The organism is Rhizobium pantanalense, from assembly GCF_030182525.1.
GTDB lineage: Bacteria > Pseudomonadota > Alphaproteobacteria > Rhizobiales > Rhizobiaceae > Rhizobium.
This window is the reverse complement of sequence record NZ_JAQJCH010000007.1, coordinates 233,707-255,055: the sequence shown is the minus strand read 5'-3', so window position 1 is coordinate 255,055 and position 21,349 is coordinate 233,707. Positions and strand designations below refer to the sequence as shown.

At 60.1% G+C, this 21,349-nt stretch carries 21 protein-coding genes and 1 tRNA gene; 17 read left to right on the top strand and 5 right to left on the bottom strand.

Annotated elements, in window-relative coordinates; all coding sequences use genetic code 11:
* From PH558_RS20240 to PH558_RS20210, 7 genes are read left to right on the top strand one after another with little or no spacing between them, the layout of a single operon-like run.
* On the top strand, positions 1-954 hold the full coding sequence (locus PH558_RS20240) for an arginase family protein (protein WP_285206167.1): 954 nt from the start codon (positions 1-3) through the stop codon (positions 952-954).
* A complete protein-coding gene (locus PH558_RS20235; RefSeq protein ID WP_095433049.1) occupies positions 951-1,304 on the top strand; it encodes a DMT family transporter in 354 nt (117 codons plus the stop codon). Before PH558_RS20240 ends, PH558_RS20235 begins: the two co-directional genes overlap by 4 nt.
* Positions 1,301-2,173 (top strand): fatty acid desaturase family protein, encoded by an 873-nt coding sequence (locus PH558_RS20230; RefSeq protein ID WP_095433048.1) that lies wholly within the window; start codon positions 1,301-1,303, stop codon positions 2,171-2,173. Before PH558_RS20235 ends, PH558_RS20230 begins: the two co-directional genes overlap by 4 nt.
* Positions 2,163-2,978, top strand: coding sequence for an alpha/beta hydrolase (locus tag PH558_RS20225; protein WP_285206166.1), 816 nt, complete (start codon positions 2,163-2,165; stop codon positions 2,976-2,978). Before PH558_RS20230 ends, PH558_RS20225 begins: the two co-directional genes overlap by 11 nt.
* Complete coding sequence (locus PH558_RS20220) at positions 2,959-4,107, top strand: peptidogalycan biosysnthesis protein (RefSeq protein ID WP_095433046.1); 1,149 nt, start codon at positions 2,959-2,961, stop codon at positions 4,105-4,107. The genes PH558_RS20225 and PH558_RS20220 overlap by 20 nt, the downstream gene beginning before the upstream one ends.
* Positions 4,107-4,538: a DMT family transporter gene (locus PH558_RS20215; protein ID WP_113407882.1), complete on the top strand. Its 432-nt coding sequence runs from the start codon at positions 4,107-4,109 to the stop codon at positions 4,536-4,538. Before PH558_RS20220 ends, PH558_RS20215 begins: the two co-directional genes overlap by 1 nt.
* Positions 4,539-4,546: 8 nt before the next feature.
* Positions 4,547-5,878: a class I SAM-dependent methyltransferase gene (locus tag PH558_RS20210; RefSeq protein WP_483314169.1), complete on the top strand. Its 1,332-nt coding sequence runs from the start codon at positions 4,547-4,549 to the stop codon at positions 5,876-5,878.
* On the opposite strand, the gene PH558_RS20205 is transcribed toward PH558_RS20210, so the two are convergent.
* The gene (locus tag PH558_RS20205) at positions 5,819-6,628 is read right to left on the bottom strand and encodes a MipA/OmpV family protein (RefSeq protein WP_244575235.1); all 810 of its coding nucleotides are present in this window, start codon (positions 6,626-6,628) and stop codon (positions 5,819-5,821) included. The two genes, PH558_RS20210 and PH558_RS20205, sit on opposite strands and share 60 nt — an antisense overlap.
* Before the next feature lie 398 nt (positions 6,629-7,026).
* On the opposite strand from PH558_RS20205, the gene PH558_RS20200 reads away from it, so the two are divergent.
* Positions 7,027-7,770, top strand: a complete 744-nt coding sequence (locus PH558_RS20200) for a phosphatase PAP2 family protein (RefSeq protein WP_113407880.1) — start codon at positions 7,027-7,029, stop codon at positions 7,768-7,770.
* A 45-nt stretch (positions 7,771-7,815) separates the two neighbouring features.
* Here the strand turns inward: PH558_RS20200 and PH558_RS20195 are convergent, their stop codons facing one another.
* Positions 7,816-8,457 (bottom strand): DUF1007 family protein, encoded by a 642-nt coding sequence (locus PH558_RS20195; RefSeq protein ID WP_113407879.1) that lies wholly within the window; start codon positions 8,455-8,457, stop codon positions 7,816-7,818.
* 198 nt (positions 8,458-8,655) lie between these two features.
* A tRNA-Gly gene (locus PH558_RS20190) sits at positions 8,656-8,730 on the bottom strand.
* 244 nt (positions 8,731-8,974) lie between these two features.
* Here PH558_RS20190 and PH558_RS20185 point away from each other — a divergent pair.
* The 4 genes from PH558_RS20185 to PH558_RS20170 all read left to right on the top strand — a co-directional run bounded on the left by PH558_RS20185 (position 8,975) and on the right by PH558_RS20170 (position 11,815).
* Complete coding sequence (locus PH558_RS20185) at positions 8,975-9,484, top strand: prolyl-tRNA synthetase associated domain-containing protein (RefSeq protein ID WP_113407878.1); 510 nt, start codon at positions 8,975-8,977, stop codon at positions 9,482-9,484.
* A gap of 159 nt (positions 9,485-9,643) precedes the next feature.
* Positions 9,644-10,618, top strand: a complete 975-nt coding sequence (trxA, locus tag PH558_RS20180; RefSeq protein ID WP_285206164.1) for a thioredoxin — start codon at positions 9,644-9,646, stop codon at positions 10,616-10,618.
* A gap of 338 nt (positions 10,619-10,956) precedes the next feature.
* A complete protein-coding gene (locus tag PH558_RS20175) occupies positions 10,957-11,616 on the top strand; it encodes an LON peptidase substrate-binding domain-containing protein (RefSeq protein WP_095436064.1) in 660 nt (219 codons plus the stop codon).
* A gap of 10 nt (positions 11,617-11,626) precedes the next feature.
* A complete protein-coding gene (locus tag PH558_RS20170; RefSeq protein WP_095433038.1) occupies positions 11,627-11,815 on the top strand; it encodes a Trm112 family protein in 189 nt (62 codons plus the stop codon).
* A gap of 7 nt (positions 11,816-11,822) precedes the next feature.
* Here the strand turns inward: PH558_RS20170 and PH558_RS20165 are convergent, their stop codons facing one another.
* Positions 11,823-13,073, bottom strand: a complete 1,251-nt coding sequence (locus PH558_RS20165) for an MFS transporter (RefSeq protein ID WP_285206163.1) — start codon at positions 13,071-13,073, stop codon at positions 11,823-11,825.
* Between the two features lie 233 nt (positions 13,074-13,306).
* Here PH558_RS20165 and PH558_RS20160 point away from each other — a divergent pair, with 233 nt between their 5' ends.
* The gene (locus tag PH558_RS20160; protein WP_285206162.1) at positions 13,307-14,185 is read left to right on the top strand and encodes a LysR substrate-binding domain-containing protein; all 879 of its coding nucleotides are present in this window, start codon (positions 13,307-13,309) and stop codon (positions 14,183-14,185) included.
* A gap of 41 nt (positions 14,186-14,226) precedes the next feature.
* Here the strand turns inward: PH558_RS20160 and PH558_RS20155 are convergent, their stop codons facing one another.
* Positions 14,227-15,441, bottom strand: coding sequence for a ubiquinone biosynthesis hydroxylase (locus PH558_RS20155; RefSeq protein ID WP_483314167.1), 1,215 nt, complete (start codon positions 15,439-15,441; stop codon positions 14,227-14,229).
* A gap of 83 nt (positions 15,442-15,524) precedes the next feature.
* Here PH558_RS20155 and tesB point away from each other — a divergent pair, with 83 nt between their 5' ends.
* The 4 genes from tesB (at position 15,525) to PH558_RS20135 (ending at position 21,311) form a co-directional block, all read left to right on the top strand.
* Positions 15,525-16,409: an acyl-CoA thioesterase II gene (tesB, locus tag PH558_RS20150; RefSeq protein WP_285206160.1), complete on the top strand. Its 885-nt coding sequence runs from the start codon at positions 15,525-15,527 to the stop codon at positions 16,407-16,409.
* A gap of 213 nt (positions 16,410-16,622) precedes the next feature.
* Positions 16,623-16,973, top strand: a complete 351-nt coding sequence (locus PH558_RS20145; protein WP_015341499.1) for a P-II family nitrogen regulator — start codon at positions 16,623-16,625, stop codon at positions 16,971-16,973.
* 27 nt (positions 16,974-17,000) lie between these two features.
* Entirely contained in the window at positions 17,001-18,368 is a 1,368-nt protein-coding gene (locus tag PH558_RS20140; protein ID WP_285206159.1) for an ammonium transporter, read from the top strand.
* Positions 18,369-18,641: 273 nt separating this feature from the next.
* Positions 18,642-21,311, top strand: a complete 2,670-nt coding sequence (locus tag PH558_RS20135; protein WP_285206158.1) for an FtsK/SpoIIIE family DNA translocase — start codon at positions 18,642-18,644, stop codon at positions 21,309-21,311.
* The last annotated feature ends 38 nt before the right edge of the window (positions 21,312-21,349 follow it).

Sequence of the window (21,349 nt, the reverse complement as noted above, 5' to 3'; positions counted from 1 at the left end):
GTGCAACTGCTGCTTCTTCATCTCGATGATGCTTTGGAGTTGCAGCCTGACTTTGTGCGCGCCTGCAAATTTGCCGGCGCGCACCAGTATTTCGGCAAGAATGCGGGGCAACAGGTTCGGCTGTGGAGCAAACAGAGCGCCCTTGATGATCTCAATCGCGAGATCGTCAAGAACAGGCCGACGGCCGGCAAGGACCCGCAACTGTGTTTCATGGGCTCCGGCGACTTCCACCATGTCACGGCCTTGCTGCTTGATGGCGCACTCGAACGACAATCCGGTGCGGCCACACTGATCCATTTCGACAACCATCCGGACTGGGTGAAATTCGACGGCGGCATGCATTGCGGCTCCTGGGTCAATCGCGCCCTTACCAATCCCTGCATCCAGAAGGTCATCACGATCGGCGTCTGCAGCCATGATCTTCGCAGTCCCGAGCGCAAGGGCGCCAATCTGCACTGGCTCGCCGACGGCAAGCTGGAACTCTATCCTTACGAACATCCGCCGAGCCGTGTACTGGCCGATTACGGCAATGGCGCCAGCTACCGGCAGGAAAGAGGTGCGCTGCACTGGAAATCGATCGCCGAGATCGGCGAGGAAAATTTCATCGATCACATGCTCAGCCGCATTCGCACCGAGGCCGTCTACGTGACGATAGACAAGGACGTGCTGGCCGCCGACGATGCCGTTACCAACTGGGATCAGGGCCGCATGCGATTGCCCTATCTCCTCTCCCTCATCAGCGAAATCGGCAGCCGTCACCGCATCATCGGCGCGGATGTCATCGGGGATTATTCAACCCCGAGTTATGCTGGCAGCCTGCGGACCCAGTTCATGAAGCGCGCGGAGATCTTCATCGATCAGCCGCGTATGCGGCAGGGTGCCGAAACAATGCGGAATATCAACAGCGCGGCCAATCACGCCCTGCTGGAGGTGCTGGCGGAGTATATGCAATGACTGGCAGCCTGACACTTCCCATGCTTGGGCTCATCCTGTTCTGCGTGGTCGCGGAAACCGCCCGCGAAGTCTGCTTCAAGCAATCCGCCAGTGAGAACGCCCCCCTTCAGGCGCTGGCAAAACCGGTCACCTGGCTCGGCATTCTGCTCTGGGCCGTGGAGCTTTTCGCCTGGACGGCCGTTCTGGAGCACGTGCCACTGACCATCGCTTTCCCGCTGATGGCGATGAGCTATGTCGTCATCGTGCTCGCCGGCGCCGTCATCTTCAAGGAAAACATCAACCTGCGCCACGCGACGGGCGTGTTTCTCGTCACCGCCGGTGTGGTTTGCGTGGGAGTTACAGGACTATGAAAATCTTTGCGCACACCCGATGGGACCTTGCACCGGTGCTTGCCGCCGTCGCCCATCTCGCCTTCGACGTCTATCTGATCGTCGGCTTCGAAAGCCGGCCGCTTTGGCTCTCGGTCATTCTCGGCTGCCTTTATGCCGTTTCGATTTCCTGGAACATCAACAGCATATCACACAATTTCATCCATACGCCCTATTTCAAGCCGCGCTGGATGAACTACGGCTTCAGCCTCCTGGAGTCGGTCGCGATCGGCTTCTCGCAGACCTATTATCACTGGGTGCATATGCGCCATCATTCGGGCAATAGCGACCGTCCGAACGAAAAGGGCGAGACGATCGATATGCTCTCGATCTATCGCTATGGCCGTGACGGCCAACCGGAAAACGTCTGGTCCTATACGTTTCTGAGCTTCTTCCGCGACAGCCTTGGCGACATCCACAAGGCGATTGCCCGCAACCGCCCCTTCGATGCTGCCTGGGGACGGTTCGAGCTCTATTTCTTTCTAGGACTTGCCGCGGTCGCGCTGATCTACGATTGGAAGGCGGTGCTGTTCTTCGTGCCGTTCTATTATATCGGCAATTGCCTGTCGTCGCTGAACGGTTATTACGAACATCTGAACGGCGATCCGGACGAGCCGATCGCCTGGGGTGTTTCGAGCCACAAATCCTTCTACAACTGGCTCTGGTTCGGCAATGGCTATCATGCCGAGCACCATTATCGTCCCCGCACCCACTGGACGAAGCTGCAAGCGCTGCACGAGCAGATCAAGGAAGAGCAGGAAAAGAATGGGACGCATGTGATCAGCACCTGCCATGCGCTTGGCTTCATGGCCAAGGAAAACCGGCAGTCGGAGCTCTCTCATGAAAGCTGATGATTTGAGCTTCTTCATGGAGGGCTCAAACGGCAAGGGCGTTCTTCTGGTCCACGGACTGACGGGCGCGCCTGCCGAAATGAAACTGGTGGCTCGGCATCTCAACCGCAGGGGCTACAGCATCTATGCGCCATTGTTGGCCGGTCACGGCGTCGATGCGAAGACGCTGCGCGGGACCCGCTGGGAAGATTGGCTCGCCTCGGTCGTCGAGGCATCGGAGCTGCTAGCATCCAGAACGCAGGAGGTCTTTGCCGCCGGCATCTGCGTCGGCGGCAAGCTCGCCATGCTGGCTGCCGAACAGCAGAAGAAGACCATCAGCGCGGTGGCGATCTATTCTCCCTGCTTTAATTACGACGGCTGGGACGTTCCCTTCTATTATCCGCTGCTGGCCTCGCAGATCGGCTGGCTATCACGCGTTCCGTTCCTCGATCGGCTGAGCTTTAGCGAAACGACCTCGCTCGGGATCAAGGACGAGCGCATGCGCCGGCTGATCGAAGGCATGGCGAGCGAAGGGGTTCTGGAAAAATTCCCCGGCAAGGGCCTGGTCGAGATGCATCGGCTGGGCAAGACGCTACGCAGCATGCTGACGCAGATGCGGACACCGACGCTGATCCTGCATGCTGAGGACGACGATCTCGCCAGCCCGAAGCATGCCCGCTATATTTCCGAGCATATCGGTGCTCCGCATGAGCTGAAATGGATCACGGACAGCTATCACATGATCCATGTCGACCGGCAGCATCGGCAGGTGGCCGATTTCACGGCCGACTTCTTCGAGGCGCGTCATGTCGCAGCCGCTGCTTAAAATCGTGCCACAGCCGACGGGGGACCCGGTAGCCGAAGTTCACTTCAGCATCCGCGCCATCGGCCGCGACACATGGAATGCGTGTTTCCCGAATGACGTCGAGGATTATGATTGCCTGCTCGCGATCGAGGAAGCCGGCCTCGAAGGGTTCGAATGGCGCTATATCACCGTTACGGAGGGTGGGCGCGTGAGCGTCGCCATGCCGGCCTTTGTCTGCCTCTACGCTCTCGATACGACGCTGGATGAGGGATTCCTGCGACGGTCCGTGCGCAGCGTGCAGCGATATTTTCCAGGATTTCTGAAGCTGCGCCTTGCATGTTTGGGATCGCCCTGCACCGAGACCGGTGCGATCGGCTTTCACCCCGACCTCTCGCAGGAGCGTCGTCGCGTATTGCTGACGGAGATGTTGTCCTTCTTCGAGCAGATTGCCGCGACGGAGCATTGTGCGCTGATCGGCCTCAAAGATATTCCGGAGCAGGCTTCGGCCGAGTTCGGCGATCTCTTTGCCGCTCGGGGCTATGCCTCGATCGGCGGTCTTCCGACGGCGTGGCTCGACATCGATTTCAAAACGATCGACGAATATCTCGCTAGGCTTTCGGCCGGCACCCGCAAGGATATGCGCCGCAAGATGAAATCCTTCGACCAGGTCAGGGTGGAGATGCGGACGGATTTCGGCGAGTTCCTACCTCAGGTGATGGCGCTCTATCATGACACGCGCAATCGCAGCGAATGGCAGTTCGAGGAGCTGACGCCTGCCTATTTCCAGGGCATTCTCGCCCACATGTCCGGCCGCTCCTTCTGCACCTTCTATTTCGTCGAGGACAAGCTGCTTGCCGCCAATCTGATCGTGCATAACGAGCGCGTGGCTATCGACAAGTTCTTCTGCATGGATGGGGAAAAGGGCCGGCCCTATAATCTCTATTTCATCAGCTGGTTTACCAATCTGCGTTACTGCCTGGAGAACGGCCTGAGCCGTTATCAGAGCGGGCAGGCCCATTATGCAAACAAGGTGCGCCTCGGCAGCAAGCTGACCGCCAATGCGATGTATTTTCACCATCGCAATCCTTTGCTTCAGAGTGTGCTGCGACTGATATCGCCGCTGTTCTCGACAGACGAGGCGGATGCGTAATGCCCCATATGCGTTTTTTCTGGCTTGCCGTGCCGGTGCTGAGCACCCTGTACCAAGTCCTCATCAAGCTTGGTGCAGGGCAATTGCACGATGAAGGTATGCGGGCATGGCTCTGGCAGGCTCTCTCCTCTCCATGGATATTGGTGGCTATCGCCATCGAGATTGTCGGTTTCTTCATCTGGATGAATGTGCTGGCCGAGCTGGATCTAAGCCGCGCCTTTCCGCTGACAGGCATCAGCTATGTGCTTGTTGTCGCGACCGGCTGGTTCGTCTTCGAAGAGCGGGTGGTCGCCCTGCAGATGGTCGGCAGCTGCTTGATCCTGACGGGCGTCTGGCTGATTGCAGGCGCCGGTGTCGAAGTGAAGGAGCATCATGAGGAATTGGAGCCGAAGCAGGAGGAACTGCGTACGGGGACCGGCAAGGATAGGTGATGTCCAATATGCAAGCTGACAACCGCCCGAAGGGCAAAACCCCCGCCATTTTCTCCAGCTTTGTCGACTGGTGTCTGAAACGCGGACTTTCCTCCATCGTCACGCGCGGCGCGCTGACCGTGACGACGGCAAGCGGCCGAGTGCTGGCTTTTGGCGACGGCACCGGTGAGCCGGTTCATGTCCGCTTCACCGATGACCGTGCCGAATGGGCGTTGCTGATTGATGCCGACAAGCGGCTTGGCGAACTCTTCATGGATGGCCGCTTCATCGTCGAGCGCGGCACGCTTTACGATTTCGTGGCGATGATGCTGCGTGAGGGGCAGAACAGCACCCATCCGCTCATTGCCCGCATCATCGATCATATCCGGACCAAGCTCAGGATCTTCCGCCATCGTAACCTGCCTGGGCGCTCGAAGGCCAATGTCGCCCATCATTACGATCTCGACGCCCGGCTCTACGAGCTCTTCCTCGATCCGGACCGGCAATATTCCTGCGCCTATTTCGAGCATGCCAACCAATCGCTTGACGACGCGCAGATTGCCAAGAAGCGGCATCTCGCCGCCAAGCTTTTGATCGAGCCGAACAACAGCATTCTCGATATCGGCTGCGGCTGGGGCGGCCTCGCGCTGCATATGGCCGAACATGCGCCGGGCGGTTATGTGCTCGGCGTGACCCTATCGGAAGAGCAGCATGAGTATGCCTCGAAACGCACCACTGAGAAGGTCGGGGAAACGCCGGCGGAGGTTCAGTTTGCGCTAAGGGATTACCGCAGCCTGACCGGCCGCTTCGATAGGATCGTCTCCGTCGGCATGTTCGAGCATGTCGGGCTTGCGTCTTATCGCACCTTCTTCCGCAAATGCGCTGAGCTGCTGGAGGATGACGGCATCATGGTGCTGCACACCATTGGCTGTTCGGCGACCCCGGGCTTTACCACGCCCTGGCTCGACAAATATATCTTTCCGGGAGGTTATATTCCGGCACTGTCCGAGATCGTGCCGGAGATCGAGGCGGCGGGGCTTGCCATCACCGATGTCGAGGTGCTGCGGCTGCATTATGCCAAGACGCTCGAGGCGTGGCGGGAGCGTTTCATGGCACGCTGGGACGATGCCGCCAAGCTCTACGACGAGCGCTTCTGCCGTATGTGGGAATATTATCTTTCGACGGCGGAGGCCGCCTTCCGCTACGAGGATCTTGTCGTCTTCCAGATCCAGATCGCCAAGCGCAACGACATCATTCCGCTGACGCGCAATTATATTGCCGAGAATGAAGCGAAGAGCGCTTCAAAACTTGATGTTGAAGGTTCTGTTCAGCGTGAAGCCAACGATGTTCTGGTCGGGTGAGCCGAAGCGCGAGGTGATCGGGCTGTCGGCGGCATCGCCCACCAGGCGGTTATATTTCTCGTAGACCTGCACGCTCCATTCCGGCGAGATCGTGTAGGTGGCAGCCACGGTGAAGCCGACCGATTTCACGCCGGCGCCGGCATCGAAGGCATTGATATGGCCATGCCTCGCAGCTTCACTCTCCGAGATGCCGAAGTTGGTGCGCATATACACTGAATTTGCCATCGACAGGCGAGGGCCAGCGGACAATAGCCACTTGTCTCCGAGCGGCTGGAACCAGTCGAGGGCGAAGTCGCCGACCAGTCCATCGCCGCCCCAAAGCGACTGGCGTATTTCCGTGCGGAACCGGAGCCGATTGTCCATCAGCCAATATTGGGCAAAGCCGCCCGCATCGAAATTCCAGCGCACCCTGCGCTGGCTTTGGAGGTGCAGATTGTTGAGATCGAAGCGGTCATCCCGCAAGCCGACCACAGGGCCGATTTCAAGGCCTCCGAGATCGAAAAGCTGATAGTCGAAATTGTCGTCCGGGGCACTGTATTCCTGGGCCTCACCCAGACGATGGATGTCGAAAGATGGCAGGGCGCCGAAGGTATAGTGCTTCGATCCCTCATAGCTCGGTCCGTATTCCACGGTTGCTCCAAGCGTGACGACCCAGGTGCTGGATGAGGATTTCGCGGCGTCTTCCGCCCTGGACGATGTGGGAAAAGCGCCGGCTGCGAAGGCGGCCAGAAGCCCGATTCCAGCCAGCATCGATAAGCGGGCGGAGAAAGATGTCCCAACACTTAACACTCTGATAACACCCGATCTCCGATCGCCCTTGCAGCATTACTAGCACAGCTCAAGCTTCCGAAAACAGCAGAAAATGAACGAGTAATTATTGCGCTCGGCTTACGGCCCGAGGGCTCTTGCACCGCTTGTGCAAGCGTCGTGCTGTGCGCCTTCGGCCCGCTGCTGCGTGAGCGAGAAATACGCTCTGGAATAGATGAAAAACATGTCATGAACCTGAAGCGCTTGGCGCGCCAAACGCACGACGGTCGCTCTCACCACGGTTGGAAGCGGCGAATTTTATCCCTAGATAGGCTTTATTTCTTTTCCACTTCGATCAGTGAAAGAGGCGATGTGAACGCACGACAGGCAGGTTTCAGCGCATGAAGAATCGGCCGATTGACACGTCGGGTATCCCTGGATGGTTGAACCGCTACGAGCCTTTCCTGCTGTTGATGTTCGCTGCCCTTTCGGGCGGAATTCTCCTGTTCATCTATCTGACGGGCGAGGTTCTCGAAGGAAGCACGAGGGGGTTCGACGAGGCGATATTGCTGGCGCTTCGCCAGCCCGCGAGCCTCTCCGTGCCGCTCGGGCCGGGATGGCTGACCCATGCCGTCAGAGACATCACGAGCCTCGGCGGCACGACCGTGCTCGCGCTGATGACCGCTTTGGTGACGATCTACCTGCTGCTGGACCACCGGCGGGCGATCGCCATTTTCATCCTCGTTTCGGTGCTTGGCGGATGGGCATTGAGCACGGCCTTGAAGATCGGCGTCGCACGGCCTCGGCCCGATATCGTGCCGCATCTGGTCGAAGTGCAGGATCTGAGTTTTCCGAGCGGCCATGCGATGGTTTCGGCGGTGACCTATCTGACCCTAGCCGCGCTGATCTCAAGCACGCGCACCTATCGCTCGACGCGCGTCTTCACCGTCGCGGCCGGCATCCTGCTGACATTGATGATCGGCGCGAGCCGGGTCTATCTCGGCGTGCATTATCCGACCGACGTCCTCGGTGGCTGGTGCGCCGGCGCGACCTGGGCGCTCGGCTGCTGGATCATCGCCCGCCGCTATATATCGCCCTCGCGAAACGATGAGGGTGTGCGAAACGACGCTCCGCCGCCAGAGTGAAGGACAGTGAGGGACGGCGTCGATTCGGGCGCGCCCAGCACGGAATCAGCAATCGACCTCCAGCCGTGTCGCCACCAGCAGCGAGTAGTCCGTACCCTTGGGGTCGCTGAAGAACATACTTGTCAGCGCTGCCTGGTTTTCCGCCATGACTTCCTTGGGGTTGGGCCTGATGACCTTGCGCTTGCAGCGGCCGAAGGCCGGCCCCGACGTGCTCAAATCGTTGTCGGTGGCGAAATCGACCGCCGTATAGAGCGTCTTGTCGTAGATGCCGAAGATGGTGGTTCCCTTGAGAAAGGTCTTCTGCTCCGGCTTCAGCGAAAAGGTCAGCGTCAGCGAACCATCCTTGTAGTCGGCCTGGATCGCATCCGGCTTGGCCATCGGCACCGCTTTGCCGTTGCTGGTGACGTTCGTGTAGTAACCATATTGCGCCAAGGAATCCCTGACCGTCTTTCCCACGGCCTTGAGCTCGCTTGCGCTCAAAGCCTGGTCGCCGCTCTTGCCGTAATCCATGAGCACGGAGGAGGTGAACACCTCGTCGAAGCTCCAGACATTGCGCAGCTCGCTGATGGAGCCATCGGGCGCCGAGACGACCTCGAATTTGGCATCGATGAAGATATGCGGATGGGCCAGTGCGGGAACCGGCAGAAGCGACAGTATCGCAATCAGCAGGGAAATCTTTGTTTTCATGCGAGCAATACCGCGTTCCGTCCGTTTATTTTGTTGCTCAGACCTGCACGTCAAATGGGACTGATTTGAGACTTGGGCACGCGGGCAAGGCATGGAAGCAGGGGAAGGAAGCAGGAATACGGAAACTTGCCTTTTCGGCAAAATACCAGCCTCGGCCTGAGCCGTGACTTCTTCTATTCGGAGAAAGACTTGGAAAACTGGAGCGGGCGAAGGGATTCGAACCCTCGACCCCAACCTTGGCAAGGTTGTGCTCTACCCCTGAGCTACACCCGCTCATTCCCGTCGCGATCCGGGGTAGTGTGTTGGACCGCTGGGCGTCGTCTTGCGGCGACGGGCGCTATATGGCCTAACCGTTTTTCAAATGCAACAGGGAAATGACGAGTTCGCGAAGAAAAATTGCATCTTCTTTTCATAAGCCATGGGAAAGCCCGGAAACGCCGGGCCTTGTCGTCTCGAAGATTGCAATGAAATTGTGGGCGACGTATCAGGGGCGGACCATTCTTGATTGCGAGACGCCATGACCGAGACCAGCCCGAAGAACCGCGACGACCTTTTCCGATTCCTGGACGGGCTCGGTATCAGCCATACGACCAAGGATCATGCTCCGGTCTTCACCGTTGCCGAATCGGTATCGCTGCGCGACGAAATTCCAGGCGGCCATACGAAGAACCTCTTCGTGAAGGACAAGAAGGACAATTTCTTCCTGCTGACCGTCGAGGAAAATGCGACAGTCGACCTGAAGACCGTGCACACGCTGATCGGCGCGGCCAGCAAGGTGTCCTTCGGCAAGCCGGAAAAGCTGATGGAATATCTCGGCGTCATCCCTGGCTCTGTCACGGCCTTCGGCGCGATCAACGACACCGCCAACAATGTCACCTTCGTCCTCGATGCCGAGCTGATGGCGCATGACATCGTCAATTGCCACCCCTTGTCGAACGATGCGACGACGTCGATTGCCAGCGGCGATCTCCTGCGCTTCATGGAGGCGACGGGTCATACGCCGCTAGTCTTGAAAGTGACGAGCTAACGTACGATTTTAGCGCTAAGATTATAGCGGTCGGCTTCTCTTCGGATTGTCCGGTCGCTTTGGCCACTTCATGGAGCGTGCTGGCAGGCGAACCTCATCGTCTCGTCTGGAGATCATGCTTCTTACAAAATCAAGGATGCCGTCAGGCGGGAGACACTCATGAGCGGTTCGAACAATCCCTATAACGCTTCCTTCGGCGGGCAGATGTCGGCCTCGGCATCCTTCGGCGCCACGCCAGCCGCCGGCGGCGCTTCGCCGATCAAGGACACGACGACGGCGACCTTCGCCAAGGACGTTATCGAGGAATCGCGCAACCAGCCGGTGCTGGTCGATTTCTGGGCGCCCTGGTGTGGCCCGTGCAAGCAGTTGACGCCGGTGCTCGAAAAAGTCGTCACCGAGGCCAAGGGCCGCATCAAGCTGGTCAAGATGAACATCGATGATCATCCCTCGATTGCCGGCCAGCTCGGCATCCAGTCGATCCCGGCCGTCATCGCTTTCGTCGATGGCCGTCCGGCCGATGGCTTCATGGGTGCGGTTCCGGAAAGCCAGGTTCGCCAGTTCATCGATCGTCTCGGCGGCCCTGCAGGCGGTGCGGACGATCAGGCAGCCGAGATTGCTGCCGTTCTGGAAGAGGCGAGCGGCCTGCTTGCCGCCGGTGACGTCAATGGCGCCGCCGAGCTTTTCGGCGCGGTGCTGCAGGCGGACCCGGAAAATGCCAAGGCGCTCGCCGGCATGGCCGAATGCATGATCGCCGCCGGCCAGAGCCAGCGCGCCCGCGAGGCGCTTGCCGACCTGCCGGAGACGCTTGCCAACGATGCCGGCATCCAGGCCGTGGTCAAGAAGCTCGACCAGATCGACGAGGCCCGCAAACTTGGCGATCCCGTGGCGATCGAACGTGAACTGGCCGCCAACCCCGACAATCACGAGCAGCGCATCAAGCTCGCCAAGATCCGCAACGTCGAAGGCAAGCGCGAGGAGGCGGCCGAGCATCTTCTGACCGTCATGCGCAAGGATCGCAGCTACGACGATGACGGCGCGCGCCGCCAGCTGCTGGAGTTCTTCGAGGTATGGGGTGCCAAGGATCCCGCCACGATCGCGGCACGGCGCAAGCTTTCCTCGATTCTGTTTTCGTAAAGGGTCTGTTTCCTCGAGGTGTGGCGATCGTGCGGAACCTTTTCGCGCGATCGCTTGTTAGACGACGGTGTCAGGTATCCGGCAGTCGTGTGCTTCAGGCGGGCATCTCGGAGTTTTCATTGAAAATGCTCTTGTGTTTTCGGCAGACGGGCTCACATTATCGATGACGGCGCGAAAAGGGGGCGATGACCACGATGTGTGTCGTTTCTGCGCGGCGATCTAAAATGCGTCGCGATCTCTCGGCTTCGCTTTTCGCACTTTAGGTCTTTGATTTTGCGCATGTCGCTGTCGCAAAACCGCTGCATACTTGCGCGACATGCTTTGGCGGGATGGAAGAGATGCAAGTCGGCAATGCCAGATATTTGAAGCCAAGCGATCTGCCCGAATCGGTTGCTGTCTTTCCCCTGTCCGGTGCGTTGCTGCTGCCCGGGGCTCAATTGCCGCTGAATGTCTTCGAGCCGCGCTATCTCGCCATGTTCGATGCGGCCATCGCCGGAAATCGTTTGATCGGCATGATCCAGCCGGCGCTGGGAGAGCCGCCGGAATCATCCAATCTGGCGCATGTCGGCTGCCTCGGGCGCATCACCTCCCTCTCGGAGACTGGCGACGGTCGTTATATCGCCGCGCTGACGGGCATATGCCGTTTCCGGCTGATGGATGAAATCACCGCCCACCAGCCCTATCGCACATTCCGCATCACCCCCTTCATCTCCGACCTGAAATCCCATCATGAGGAAGGCACGGTCGATCGCCCGGCACTGCTTTCGGCTTTCCGTGCCTATCTGGAGGCCAACAAGTTGGAAGCGGATTGGGAAAGCGTCGAGCGGGCCGACAACATGATGCTGGTCAATTCGCTGTCGATGATGGCGCCCTTCGATCCGGCCGAGAAACAGGCCCTTCTCGAAGCGCCCGACCTGAAGACCCGCGCCGAAACCTTCATCGCCATCGTCAAGATCGTGCTCGCCGGCTCCGGCGACACCGATTCCCTCCTGCAATAGGAATTTTCGCATGGACGTCACGGTCAGCAAAGTGGACCCGAAACTGCTCGATCTGCTCGTCTGCCCGCTGACCAAGGGGCGGCTGAGCTACGACCGGGAAAAGAACGAGCTGATCTCGGAAAACGCGCGCCTCGCCTATCCGATCCGCGACGGCATTCCGATCATGCTGATTTCGGAAGCAAGACGTATCGAGGATTGAGGCTGGTTCAGCTCGGTTGAGACGTGTCATTCACTCGGCGATGCACCAGCAAAAGGCTGAGCAGCGTGCAATATGCAATGCTCGAGATCGCCATGGCCAGCCATAGTGCAGCCTGTGGACCGGCGTAGGTCACCGCGGTGGTGAATAATGGTGGCGCCGCTGCATAGGAGAGATTGAGAGGGACCGCCAGTCGTGCCGATGCGCGGGCGTAGGTGCCGCTGGGAAAAATCTGCAACGGCAGCGTGGTGCGGGTAACGGCGGTGATGCCGCTGGCAATGCCGTAAAGTGTGGCGAAAAGCATGGCGCCCGTGAAGCTATTGCTCAGCAGAAGAATCGCAAAGCTCAAGGGAAACAGCGCAGAGCCCGTGAGACCGATGGTAAAGCCCGACCAGCGCCGGCTGCCGAGTAAATCGACCATGCGGCCCGCCCATCGCGCAATGCCGATGAAGGCTGCTGCCGCCAGCGCGCTGGCATGATCGAGACCAGCAGCCTCGAAGAGGATGATGATCGTCAGGGCAAATCCCCAGGTAACGAAGCCGTTGGCGGCAAAGCTTGCGGCCAGCAAGGTGAAACTCGGCCCATGGATGGGGGCAGGCTCCAGCGCGGCCTTCTTAGCCGATTTCTCCTTGGGTTGACGGGCAAGCGTGGTCCAATGCAACGGCGCGCAGACAAACAGCATCAGCGCGGCAAAGAAAAGCGTTGTAGCGCGCCAGCCCCATTGATCCTGTAGAAGGCCGGTCAACGGCCAGACGATCGTCGATGTCAGCCCGCCTGCCAGGATCAGAACGCCGAGTGCCCGACGCGCTGTATCGCCGGCGATTTCGCTGACTGCAATCTGTGCCGGTGTCGTCAACATGCAGGTGCCGGCGAGGCCGAGGGTCAACCATGAAAGAATATAGAGGATCGGACCGTGGGCGAGCCCCAGGATCAGCAGTCCGCCAGCGCCCAGAGCGCCCCCCCAGGTCATAATCGGGCGGGCGCCGTGGCGTTCGAAGATGGAGCTTAGCGGCCAGGACACCATCGCCATGACAACAAGCATGATCGTCGGTCCAGCCATGACCATGGGCAGGCTAACGCCCAGTTCGTGGGCCATGGCAGGCCCAATCACCGCTGGCAGATAGAAGGTAGAGCCCCAGCCGATGAGCTGTGTGAGCGACAGTGCGGCAACGGCGCGAACTATGGGTGAGCGGAATGGCATCCACGCAATCGGCGCGGAAAGCGTGATCGGATCGCGGTAGCGATATCGAAGGCGAGGCATCAAAGACCTTTGGCGGAGCAGCTTTTATTTCTGGCGGAATGCGAAAGACGAGCAGGTTGGTCAGTCGGCAAAATGCAAAGAAAGTATTGCTGCCTTTAAACGGCAGCCATGCTACGAATTTGGGACGGCTTGGTTTGACTTTGCTGCGGATCCATTGGCATTTTGCATCTGCTTGTGCGCGATTTTCGCGTGATGCTCAAACGAGGAATTTGAGGGGAGATTGAGGAAAATTCATGCAGGAGCGGCACCGTATCTCGCTCAATGCCATCAGGGTGTTTGCGATCGTGGCGCGCACCGGAAGCCTGACAGCGGCCGGTAGCGAGCTTGGCGTGACGTCTGGCGCGGTGAGCCACCAGCTCAAAAAGCTTGAAGACGAGTTAGGGGTGATTTTCTTCCGCCGGGGAAACAACACCGTCTCCCTCACCGAAATAGGGCGGCGGTTCTATCAGGAGGTCGCGCCGGCGATCGGGCTCATCGAACGCTCGGCCGAGGCTCTTTATCGCGACGAAAACGAAATCGGCGTCCACGCCACCACATCGCTTGCGCTGCGCTGGCTCATTCCGTCACTGGATCGCTTTCGCGCTCTCTGCCCGCAGGTGCGCGTCCGGGTGGAAACGAGTTCCGCGCGCGGTTTTCCAGCCGTTCCCGACTCGGATGTCAGCATTCGACATTTCCGGATAGGGGAAGTCGCCGAAGGATGGGAGTTCCTTGCGCGCGACTTGCGTCGTCCGGTCGTTTCTCCTGGCCTGCTGGCGAAAGATGCCAATCATCGGGAGATTGCCGTTTCGCGCCTGCCGGCTTTGCAATGCTGTGTGGGCAACTGGGACTGGCAGCTCTGGTGCGAGGCGTTCCGTCTTTCACCGGCAGATCTTTCCTTCGGCCATGCCTTCGACACGGACGACGCTGCGCTTCATGCCTGCGTCGCCGGCCTCGGAGTGCTGCTCACACCGACCATCCTCACGGGCCGGGAAATGAAATCGGGTGCGCTGATAAATCTGCCTGGCTACGAACCAGTCGAAACCGGCACCTATCGCTACCGGCGCCGCTCGGAATCGAGAGCGGTCCGGCAATTCTGCAGCTGGATGGATGCCGAGATGCGGAACCTCGTATAGAGGATTTCCGCTTCAGAGATTGGCGATTCGACCCCGACTTGTCAGATCGCCTCGCCTGCAAGCAGCCGCGGATTGTCCTTGGCCGTGGTGCCGGCGGCTTGGCCGATGAAGAAGGATTTGAGGCTGGGCAGCCGGTCGACGATCCCCAGCCCGAAGTCGCGGGCGATGCGCAGCGGCGTGTTGTCATTGGAAAACAGCCGGTTCAGCACGTCGGTCGTCACCCCCATGCGGAAGGTGTCGAAGCGGCGCCAGGTCTGGTAGCGTTCGAGGGTATTGATCGAGCCGATGTCGAGGCCGAGGCGGTCGGCTTCGACGATGGTTTCGGCAAGGGCTGCCACATCCTTGAAGCCGAGATTGAGGCCCTGGCCGGAGATCGGATGGATGCCATGGGCCGCATCGCCGGCAAGGGCAAAGCGCGGCGCGACGAAAGCGCGGGCAAGCGTCAGGCCGAGCGGAAAGGCACGGCGTTCTCCGATGGGGGTGAGCGCGCCGAGCTTGTGGCCGAAGCGGCGTTCCAGTTCTTCCTCGAAGACGAGATCGTCCGAGGCGACCAGCCGTTCGGCATCGGAGGTGCGCTCCGTCCAGACGAGCGAGGAGCGGTTGTTCTTCAAGGGCAGGATAGCGAAGGGGCCGGAGGGCAGAAAATGCTCCTCGGCGCAGCCGCCGTGCGGCCGCTCGTGCTCGACGGTGACGACAATGCCGGATTGCCCGTAATCCCAGGTGACCGTCTTGATACCAGCCATGTCGCGCAGCTTCGAACGCACGCCGTCGCAGGCGACCAGAAGCCGCGTTTCCAGCGTGCTGCCATCCGAAAGGGTAAGGGTGGTCTTGTTGTCGTCGGTTGCGAATCCGGTGGCACTGAGGCCATGCTTGATCGTAATGCCCAAGCGCTCGCAAGCGCCGCGAAGCGCTCCGACCATGGTGAGGTTCGGCACCATATGGGCGAAAGGCTGACCCTCGGCCACTTCGCCGTCGAAGGTAAGGAAGACCGGGCGGACGGGATCGCCGGTGCGCGAATCGGTGACGATCATGCGGGTGATCGGCTCGGCCTCCGGGGCGATCTCCTTCCAGACACCGAGGACTTCAAGCATCTTCGAGGCAGCCGCGATGATCGCCGATGCCCGCATGTCCTTCTTCCAGGCGGTTTCCGGAGCAGACTCGACGATCATGACATCGAGGTGAGGAGCGGCCTGCTTGACTGCGACCGCTGCGGCAAGACCCACATATCCGCCACCCACTACCAGCATGTCCAACATAGCGCTTCCCTGTGTCTTACTGTCACGTCCTGCTCTATATAGAGCATCCTGTCGACGGTTCCTACCATGGGAGTTCAAGCAAAATGTCGCGAGAGACCGAGAAGCTCACCCCGATGGAAACCGTGCTGGCGACGCTCGATCTCGAAACGATCGAGATGAACCTTTTTCGCGGCAACAGCCCGCAGGTGGGCTGGCAGCGCGTCTTCGGCGGACAGGTCATCGGTCAGGCGCTGATGGCGGCGCAGAGAACGGTGAATGGCGATCGCTTCGCGCATTCGCTGCATGCCTATTTCATGCTGCCCGGCGATCCTTCGGTGCCGATCCTCTATCAGGTCGACCGCCTGCGCGATGGTTCCAGCTTCAATACGCGACGTGTGCTGGCCATTCAGCATGGCAGGGCGATCTTTGCACTGACGGCGTCCTTCCAGGTCGACGAACCCGGCTTCGATCATCAGGGCGATATGCCCGATGTGCCGATGCCGGAGGAATTGATGGACGAGGAGCAGGTGAAGCAGCGCTATCTTGCCCATGCGCCGGAGAATGTCCGCCGCTATTGGGAGCGCAAACGGGCGATCGAAATTAGGCCCGTTTCGATCGAAAGCTATTTCTCCCGCGCGCAGCCGAGCCAGCGGCAGAATATCTGGGTTCGGGTGACGGGACCCGTGCCGGATGACCGGCTCTACCAGAATGCGGTGCTCGCCTATCTCTCCGACATGACGCTGCTCGATGTCTCCCTGAATGCGCATGGGACATCGGTTCTGGATCCGACCGTCCAGGTAGCAAGCCTCGACCATGCCATGTGGTTCCATCGCCCGTTCAAGCTCGACGACTGGCTGCTCTACAGTCAGGAGAGCCCCAGCGCCTCCGGCGCGCGCGGATTTACGCGTGGGAGCCTGTTTACGCGATCCGGTATCCTGATTGCGTCGGTAGCGCAGGAAGGCCTGATTCGTAAAAAGGCAAATGATTAAATAAAGTGCAATTTTATAAAATTGCACTTTATTTGTGCTGCTCTTTTGGCGAGAAATGCCGCTTTATGGGGTCTACGCAATAAATCTGTTTTATTTCAATACGTTATAAATGTGTCACGAATCTGGCACGCCCTTTGAATGTATATGGCCAGTCGCTGCAGAAACACTCGTCGGCGGCAAGGAGAGTCGGCTCCGTGCCGAGGCTAACAAAGGATGGGAAACCAGATGAAAATTGTGATGGCCATTATCAAGCCGTTCAAGCTCGATGAGGTCCGTGAGGCCCTCACGGCTGTCGGCATCCAGGGCCTGACTGTGACCGAAGTGAAGGGCTACGGGCGCCAGAAGGGGCATACCGAGATTTATCGCGGCACCGAATATGCCGTGAGCTTCCTGCCGAAGCTGAAGATCGAGGTCGCAGTCGCATCCGAAACCGTCGACAAGGCCGTTGAGGCCATCGCGTCCGCCGCCAAGACCGGCCAGATCGGCGACGGCAAGATCTTTGTCTATTCCATTGACCATGCCGTGCGCATCCGTACGGGCGAAACCGATTCAGAAGCGCTGTAAGACACGGCGGACCAGGGAGTTATTTGCATGTCATTTTCCAAGCTTTCCTCCGCCCTGACACGGGTGGGCGCGCTTTCTGCGGCCTTGCTTGCGCCGGCGATCGCTTTTGCCCAGGATGCCGCCCCGGCTGCTGCAGCTGCGACCGCCGCTACTCCGGTTCCGGACAAGGGCGACACCGCCTTCATGTTCATCTCCACCATTCTCGTGCTCTTCATGCTCGTGCCGGGCCTGGCACTGTTCTATGGCGGCCTCGTCCGCGCCAAGAACATGCTCTCGGTTCTGATGCAGTGCACGATGATCGGCGCGGTCGTAATGATCCTCTGGGTTCTCTACGGCTATTCCTTCGCCTTCGGCGGCGGTTCGAGCCCTTACTGGGGCGGTACGGCCAAGATGTTCCTCTCGGGCGTTTCGACCTCGACCACGGCTGCAACCTTCTCCAAGGGCGTCGTCATTCCTGAATTCATCTTCATGCTGTTCCAGATGACCTTCGCTGCCATCACGCCGGCGCTCATCATCGGCGCCTTCGCCGAGCGCATCAAGTTCGGCGCAGCCGTGCTCTTCTGCGCGCTGTGGGCGACCTTCGTCTACTTCCCGATCGCCCACATGGTCTGGGATTCCAACGGCATGCTCTTCAAGATGGGCGCACTCGACTTCGCCGGCGGCACCGTCGTTCACATCAATGCCGGTATTGCAGGCATCGTCGGCGCCATTCTCGTCGGCAAGCGCGTCGGCTTCGGCAAGGACATGATGGCTCCGCACTCCATGACGCTCACCATGGTCGGCGCATCGATGCTCTGGGTCGGCTGGTTCGGCTTCAATGCCGGCTCCAACCTCGAAGCTTCCGGCGGCGCGATGCTCGCAACCGTCAACACCTTCGTCGCAACGGCAGCCGCCATCATCTCCTGGTCGCTGGTCGAAACCTTCACCCGCGGCAAGGCCTCCATGCTCGGCGGCGCTTCGGGCATGGTTGCCGGCCTCGTCGCCATCACGCCTGCAGCCGGTATCGCCGGTCCGATGGGCGCGATCGTCATGGGTCTCATCGTCTCGCCGCTCTGCTACTTCTTCGTCTCGGTCGTGAAGAACAAGTTCGGCTACGACGATACGGCTGACGTCTTCGGCGTACACTGCATCGGTGGTATCTTCGGCGCCATCGCAACCGGCATCTTCGCCAGCGCCTCGCTCGGCGGCGTCGGCTATGCCGATGGCGTCACGATGAGCAGCCAGGTCGTCGTCCAGCTGACCGCCGTCGTCACGACAATCCTGTGGTGCGGCATCGGCTCGGCGATCCTCTACAAGGTTGTCGACGTCATCATCGGCCTGCGCGTCGCTCCGGAAGCCGAACGCGAAGGTCTCGACCTCGCCTCGCACGGCGAAGCCGCCTACCACAATTCCTGATTGGAGCTTGCGAAACCGGAGCAAACTCTCCGGTTTCGCTCAACATCCCGTCGCGTCCTATTTCATCGTAAATAGGCGCCCTTGGCCCGGACCTTGGTTCGGGCCCTTTTCGTTCGTGCGCAGCCATTTTTCTTCAGACGACAGGCGATTCATGAGGTTGGCGTGCATGGTTAACATGCCATTAACCCTCCTCTGATTAGGTATGGCTAACCTGCCGGCGAGTGGGCATAGACCGATTCGTTTGCGCTTTGGACTGGAACGGGGCTGGATATCATGGGCAGAAGCAATTCGGCGGCGTTGAGCGGTCGCCCCGACCGTTTATCGCTATCGAGTGTGGTTTGGCGTCAGGTCAAGGGCCTGACAGGTTTCGCGATACTGTTCCTGCTGGCGCTTGCCGTTGCAGCGCTGGCGACCTGGAACGTCATGGACCCCAGCTATTCCTACGCAACTGCCAATGCGCCGACCAACCTGCTCGGCTTTCCCGGCGCAGCCTTTGCCGACATCATGATGCAGTCGTTCGGCCTTGCCTCGCTTCTGGCGATGCTGCCCGTCGTCGCCTGGGCCTTTGCTTTGATTACCAACCGCAAGCTTCATCGGGTACCCTCGCGCCTCGGCGCATGGTTCGGCGGTTGCATCGTCGCGGCCGGCTCCATCGCCTGCTTTCCGGCGCCGCCCACCTGGCCGATTCCCAACGGTATCGGCGGTGTCGTCGGCGATCTTCTGCTGCGCCTCCCAGCCCTTTTCATCGGCACCTATCCGAGCGGTGTCGTCGCCATCATCATCGGTTCGGTCCTCGCAGTTCCGGCCATTTGGCTCATGCTCTTCGCCTCTGGCGTCATCGGCGAAAACCTCGTGGAAGACGAAGAGGATGAGGACGACTACGAGGAAACCCGCAGCCGTGCCCGCCGGGTGGGCGATGAGGACGAGGATGACGATCGTGGCGGTTTCCTCGCCAATTTCATGGCCTATGGCGCGGTCATGCATGCCTGGTACAACACGCAGGCCCGCCTTCGCCGGCTGTTCGGCATGGGACCGCGCAAGCGCCGCGACCATGCCTTCGACGCACCTTATGATTTCAACGACGACGAATTCGGTACGCTGAACGAGCCGGTGCGCGCCAAGGCACCCATGGCTCGGGGGGACCGTCTGGAGCCGTCCATGGATGGTCCGGCGCGCCGCGTCGTTTCCGCGCCGTCGATCAGTCTCGGTGACGATGAGGATGAAGACGAGGATTCGATCTATGATCGCGATCCGCGCCGTCCTGCCGATATCCTGCCTGACGATGAGGATGACGAGTGGCCGTTGGCCCCGGCTGCTCCAAAGGGAGCCGCTGCCGGCCATCGTGTCACTCCTGCCGCGCCGCGTCCGAAACCGGGTGCGCGGGCGGAACGCGAGGCGCAGACCTCCTTCATTCGTCCCTATGGCTTCCAGCTTCCCGCCGTCCATCTGCTTGCCGAGCCGAAGGCCGTTGCCCGCGATGCGACGCTCTCGGCCGATGCGCTGGAACAGAATGCCCGCATGCTCGAAGGCGTGCTGGAGGATTTCGGCGTCAAGGGCGAAATCATCCATGTCCGGCCCGGACCGGTCGTCACGCTTTACGAGTTGGAGCCGGCGCCAGGCATCAAGTCGTCCCGCGTCATCGGCCTTGCCGATGACATTGCACGTTCGATGAGCGCGATTGCTGCGCGCGTCGCCGTCGTGCCCGGCCGCAACGCCATCGGCATCGAGCTGCCGAACTCGACGCGCGAAACGGTCTATCTGCGCGAACTCATCGCCAGCCGCGATTTCGAGACCTCCAAGGCGAAGCTTGCCATGTCGCTCGGCAAGACGATCGGCGGCGAGCCCGTCATTGCCGATCTCGCCAAGATGCCGCATCTGCTCGTGGCCGGTACGACCGGTTCGGGTAAATCCGTCGCCATCAACACCATGATCCTGTCGCTGCTCTATCGCATGACGCCGGAACAGTGCCGCCTGATCATGATCGATCCGAAGATGCTCGAACTCTCCGTCTATGACGGCATTCCGCATCTTCTGTCGCCCGTCGTCACGGATCCGAAGAAGGCCGTCGTTGCGCTCAAATGGACCGTCCGCGAGATGGAAGAGCGCTATAAGAAGATGTCGAAGATCGGCGTGCGCAACATCGACGGCTTCAACAGCCGCGTCGAGCAGGCCGTTGCCAAGGGAGAGGCGATCAGCCGCACGGTGCAGACCGGCTTCGACCGCCAGACCGGCGAGGCGATCTACGAGACGGAAGAATTCGATCTGAAGCCGATGCCCTACATCGTCGTCATCATCGACGAAATGGCCGATCTGATGATGGTCGCCGGCAAGGATATCGAAGGTGCCGTGCAGCGTCTGGCGCAGATGGCGCGTGCGGCCGGCATCCATGTCATCATGGCGACGCAGCGTCCGTCGGTCGACGTCATCACCGGCACGATCAAGGCAAACTTCCCGACGCGCATCTCCTTCCAGGTGACGTCGAAGATCGACAGCCGCACCATCCTCGGTGAGCAGGGTGCCGAACAACTCCTCGGCATGGGCGATATGCTCTACATGGCCGGCGGCGGGCGCATCCAGCGCGTTCACGGCCCCTTCGTTTCCGATGGCGAGGTGGAGGATATCGTCGCTTATCTGAAGACACAGGGCGCGCCGCAATATCTCGATGCCATCACCGCCGATGACGACGAGGATGATGACGGGCACGGTCCGGTCGGCACTTCCAATCTATCGGATTCAGAAGATCCCTATGATCAGGCGGTTGCGATCGTGCTGCGCGACGGCAAGGCTTCGACCTCCTATATCCAACGGCGTCTCGGCATCGGCTACAATCGCGCGGCGTCGCTGATCGAGCGCATGGAGCAGGAAGGCGTGATCGGCCCGGCCAACCACGCCGGCAAGCGCGAAATCCTCGTTCCCACCGAGGCCGATATTCTCGATCGCTGAGGCAACCTGCCTTTCCGTGTCGCATATCTCGTCTACGT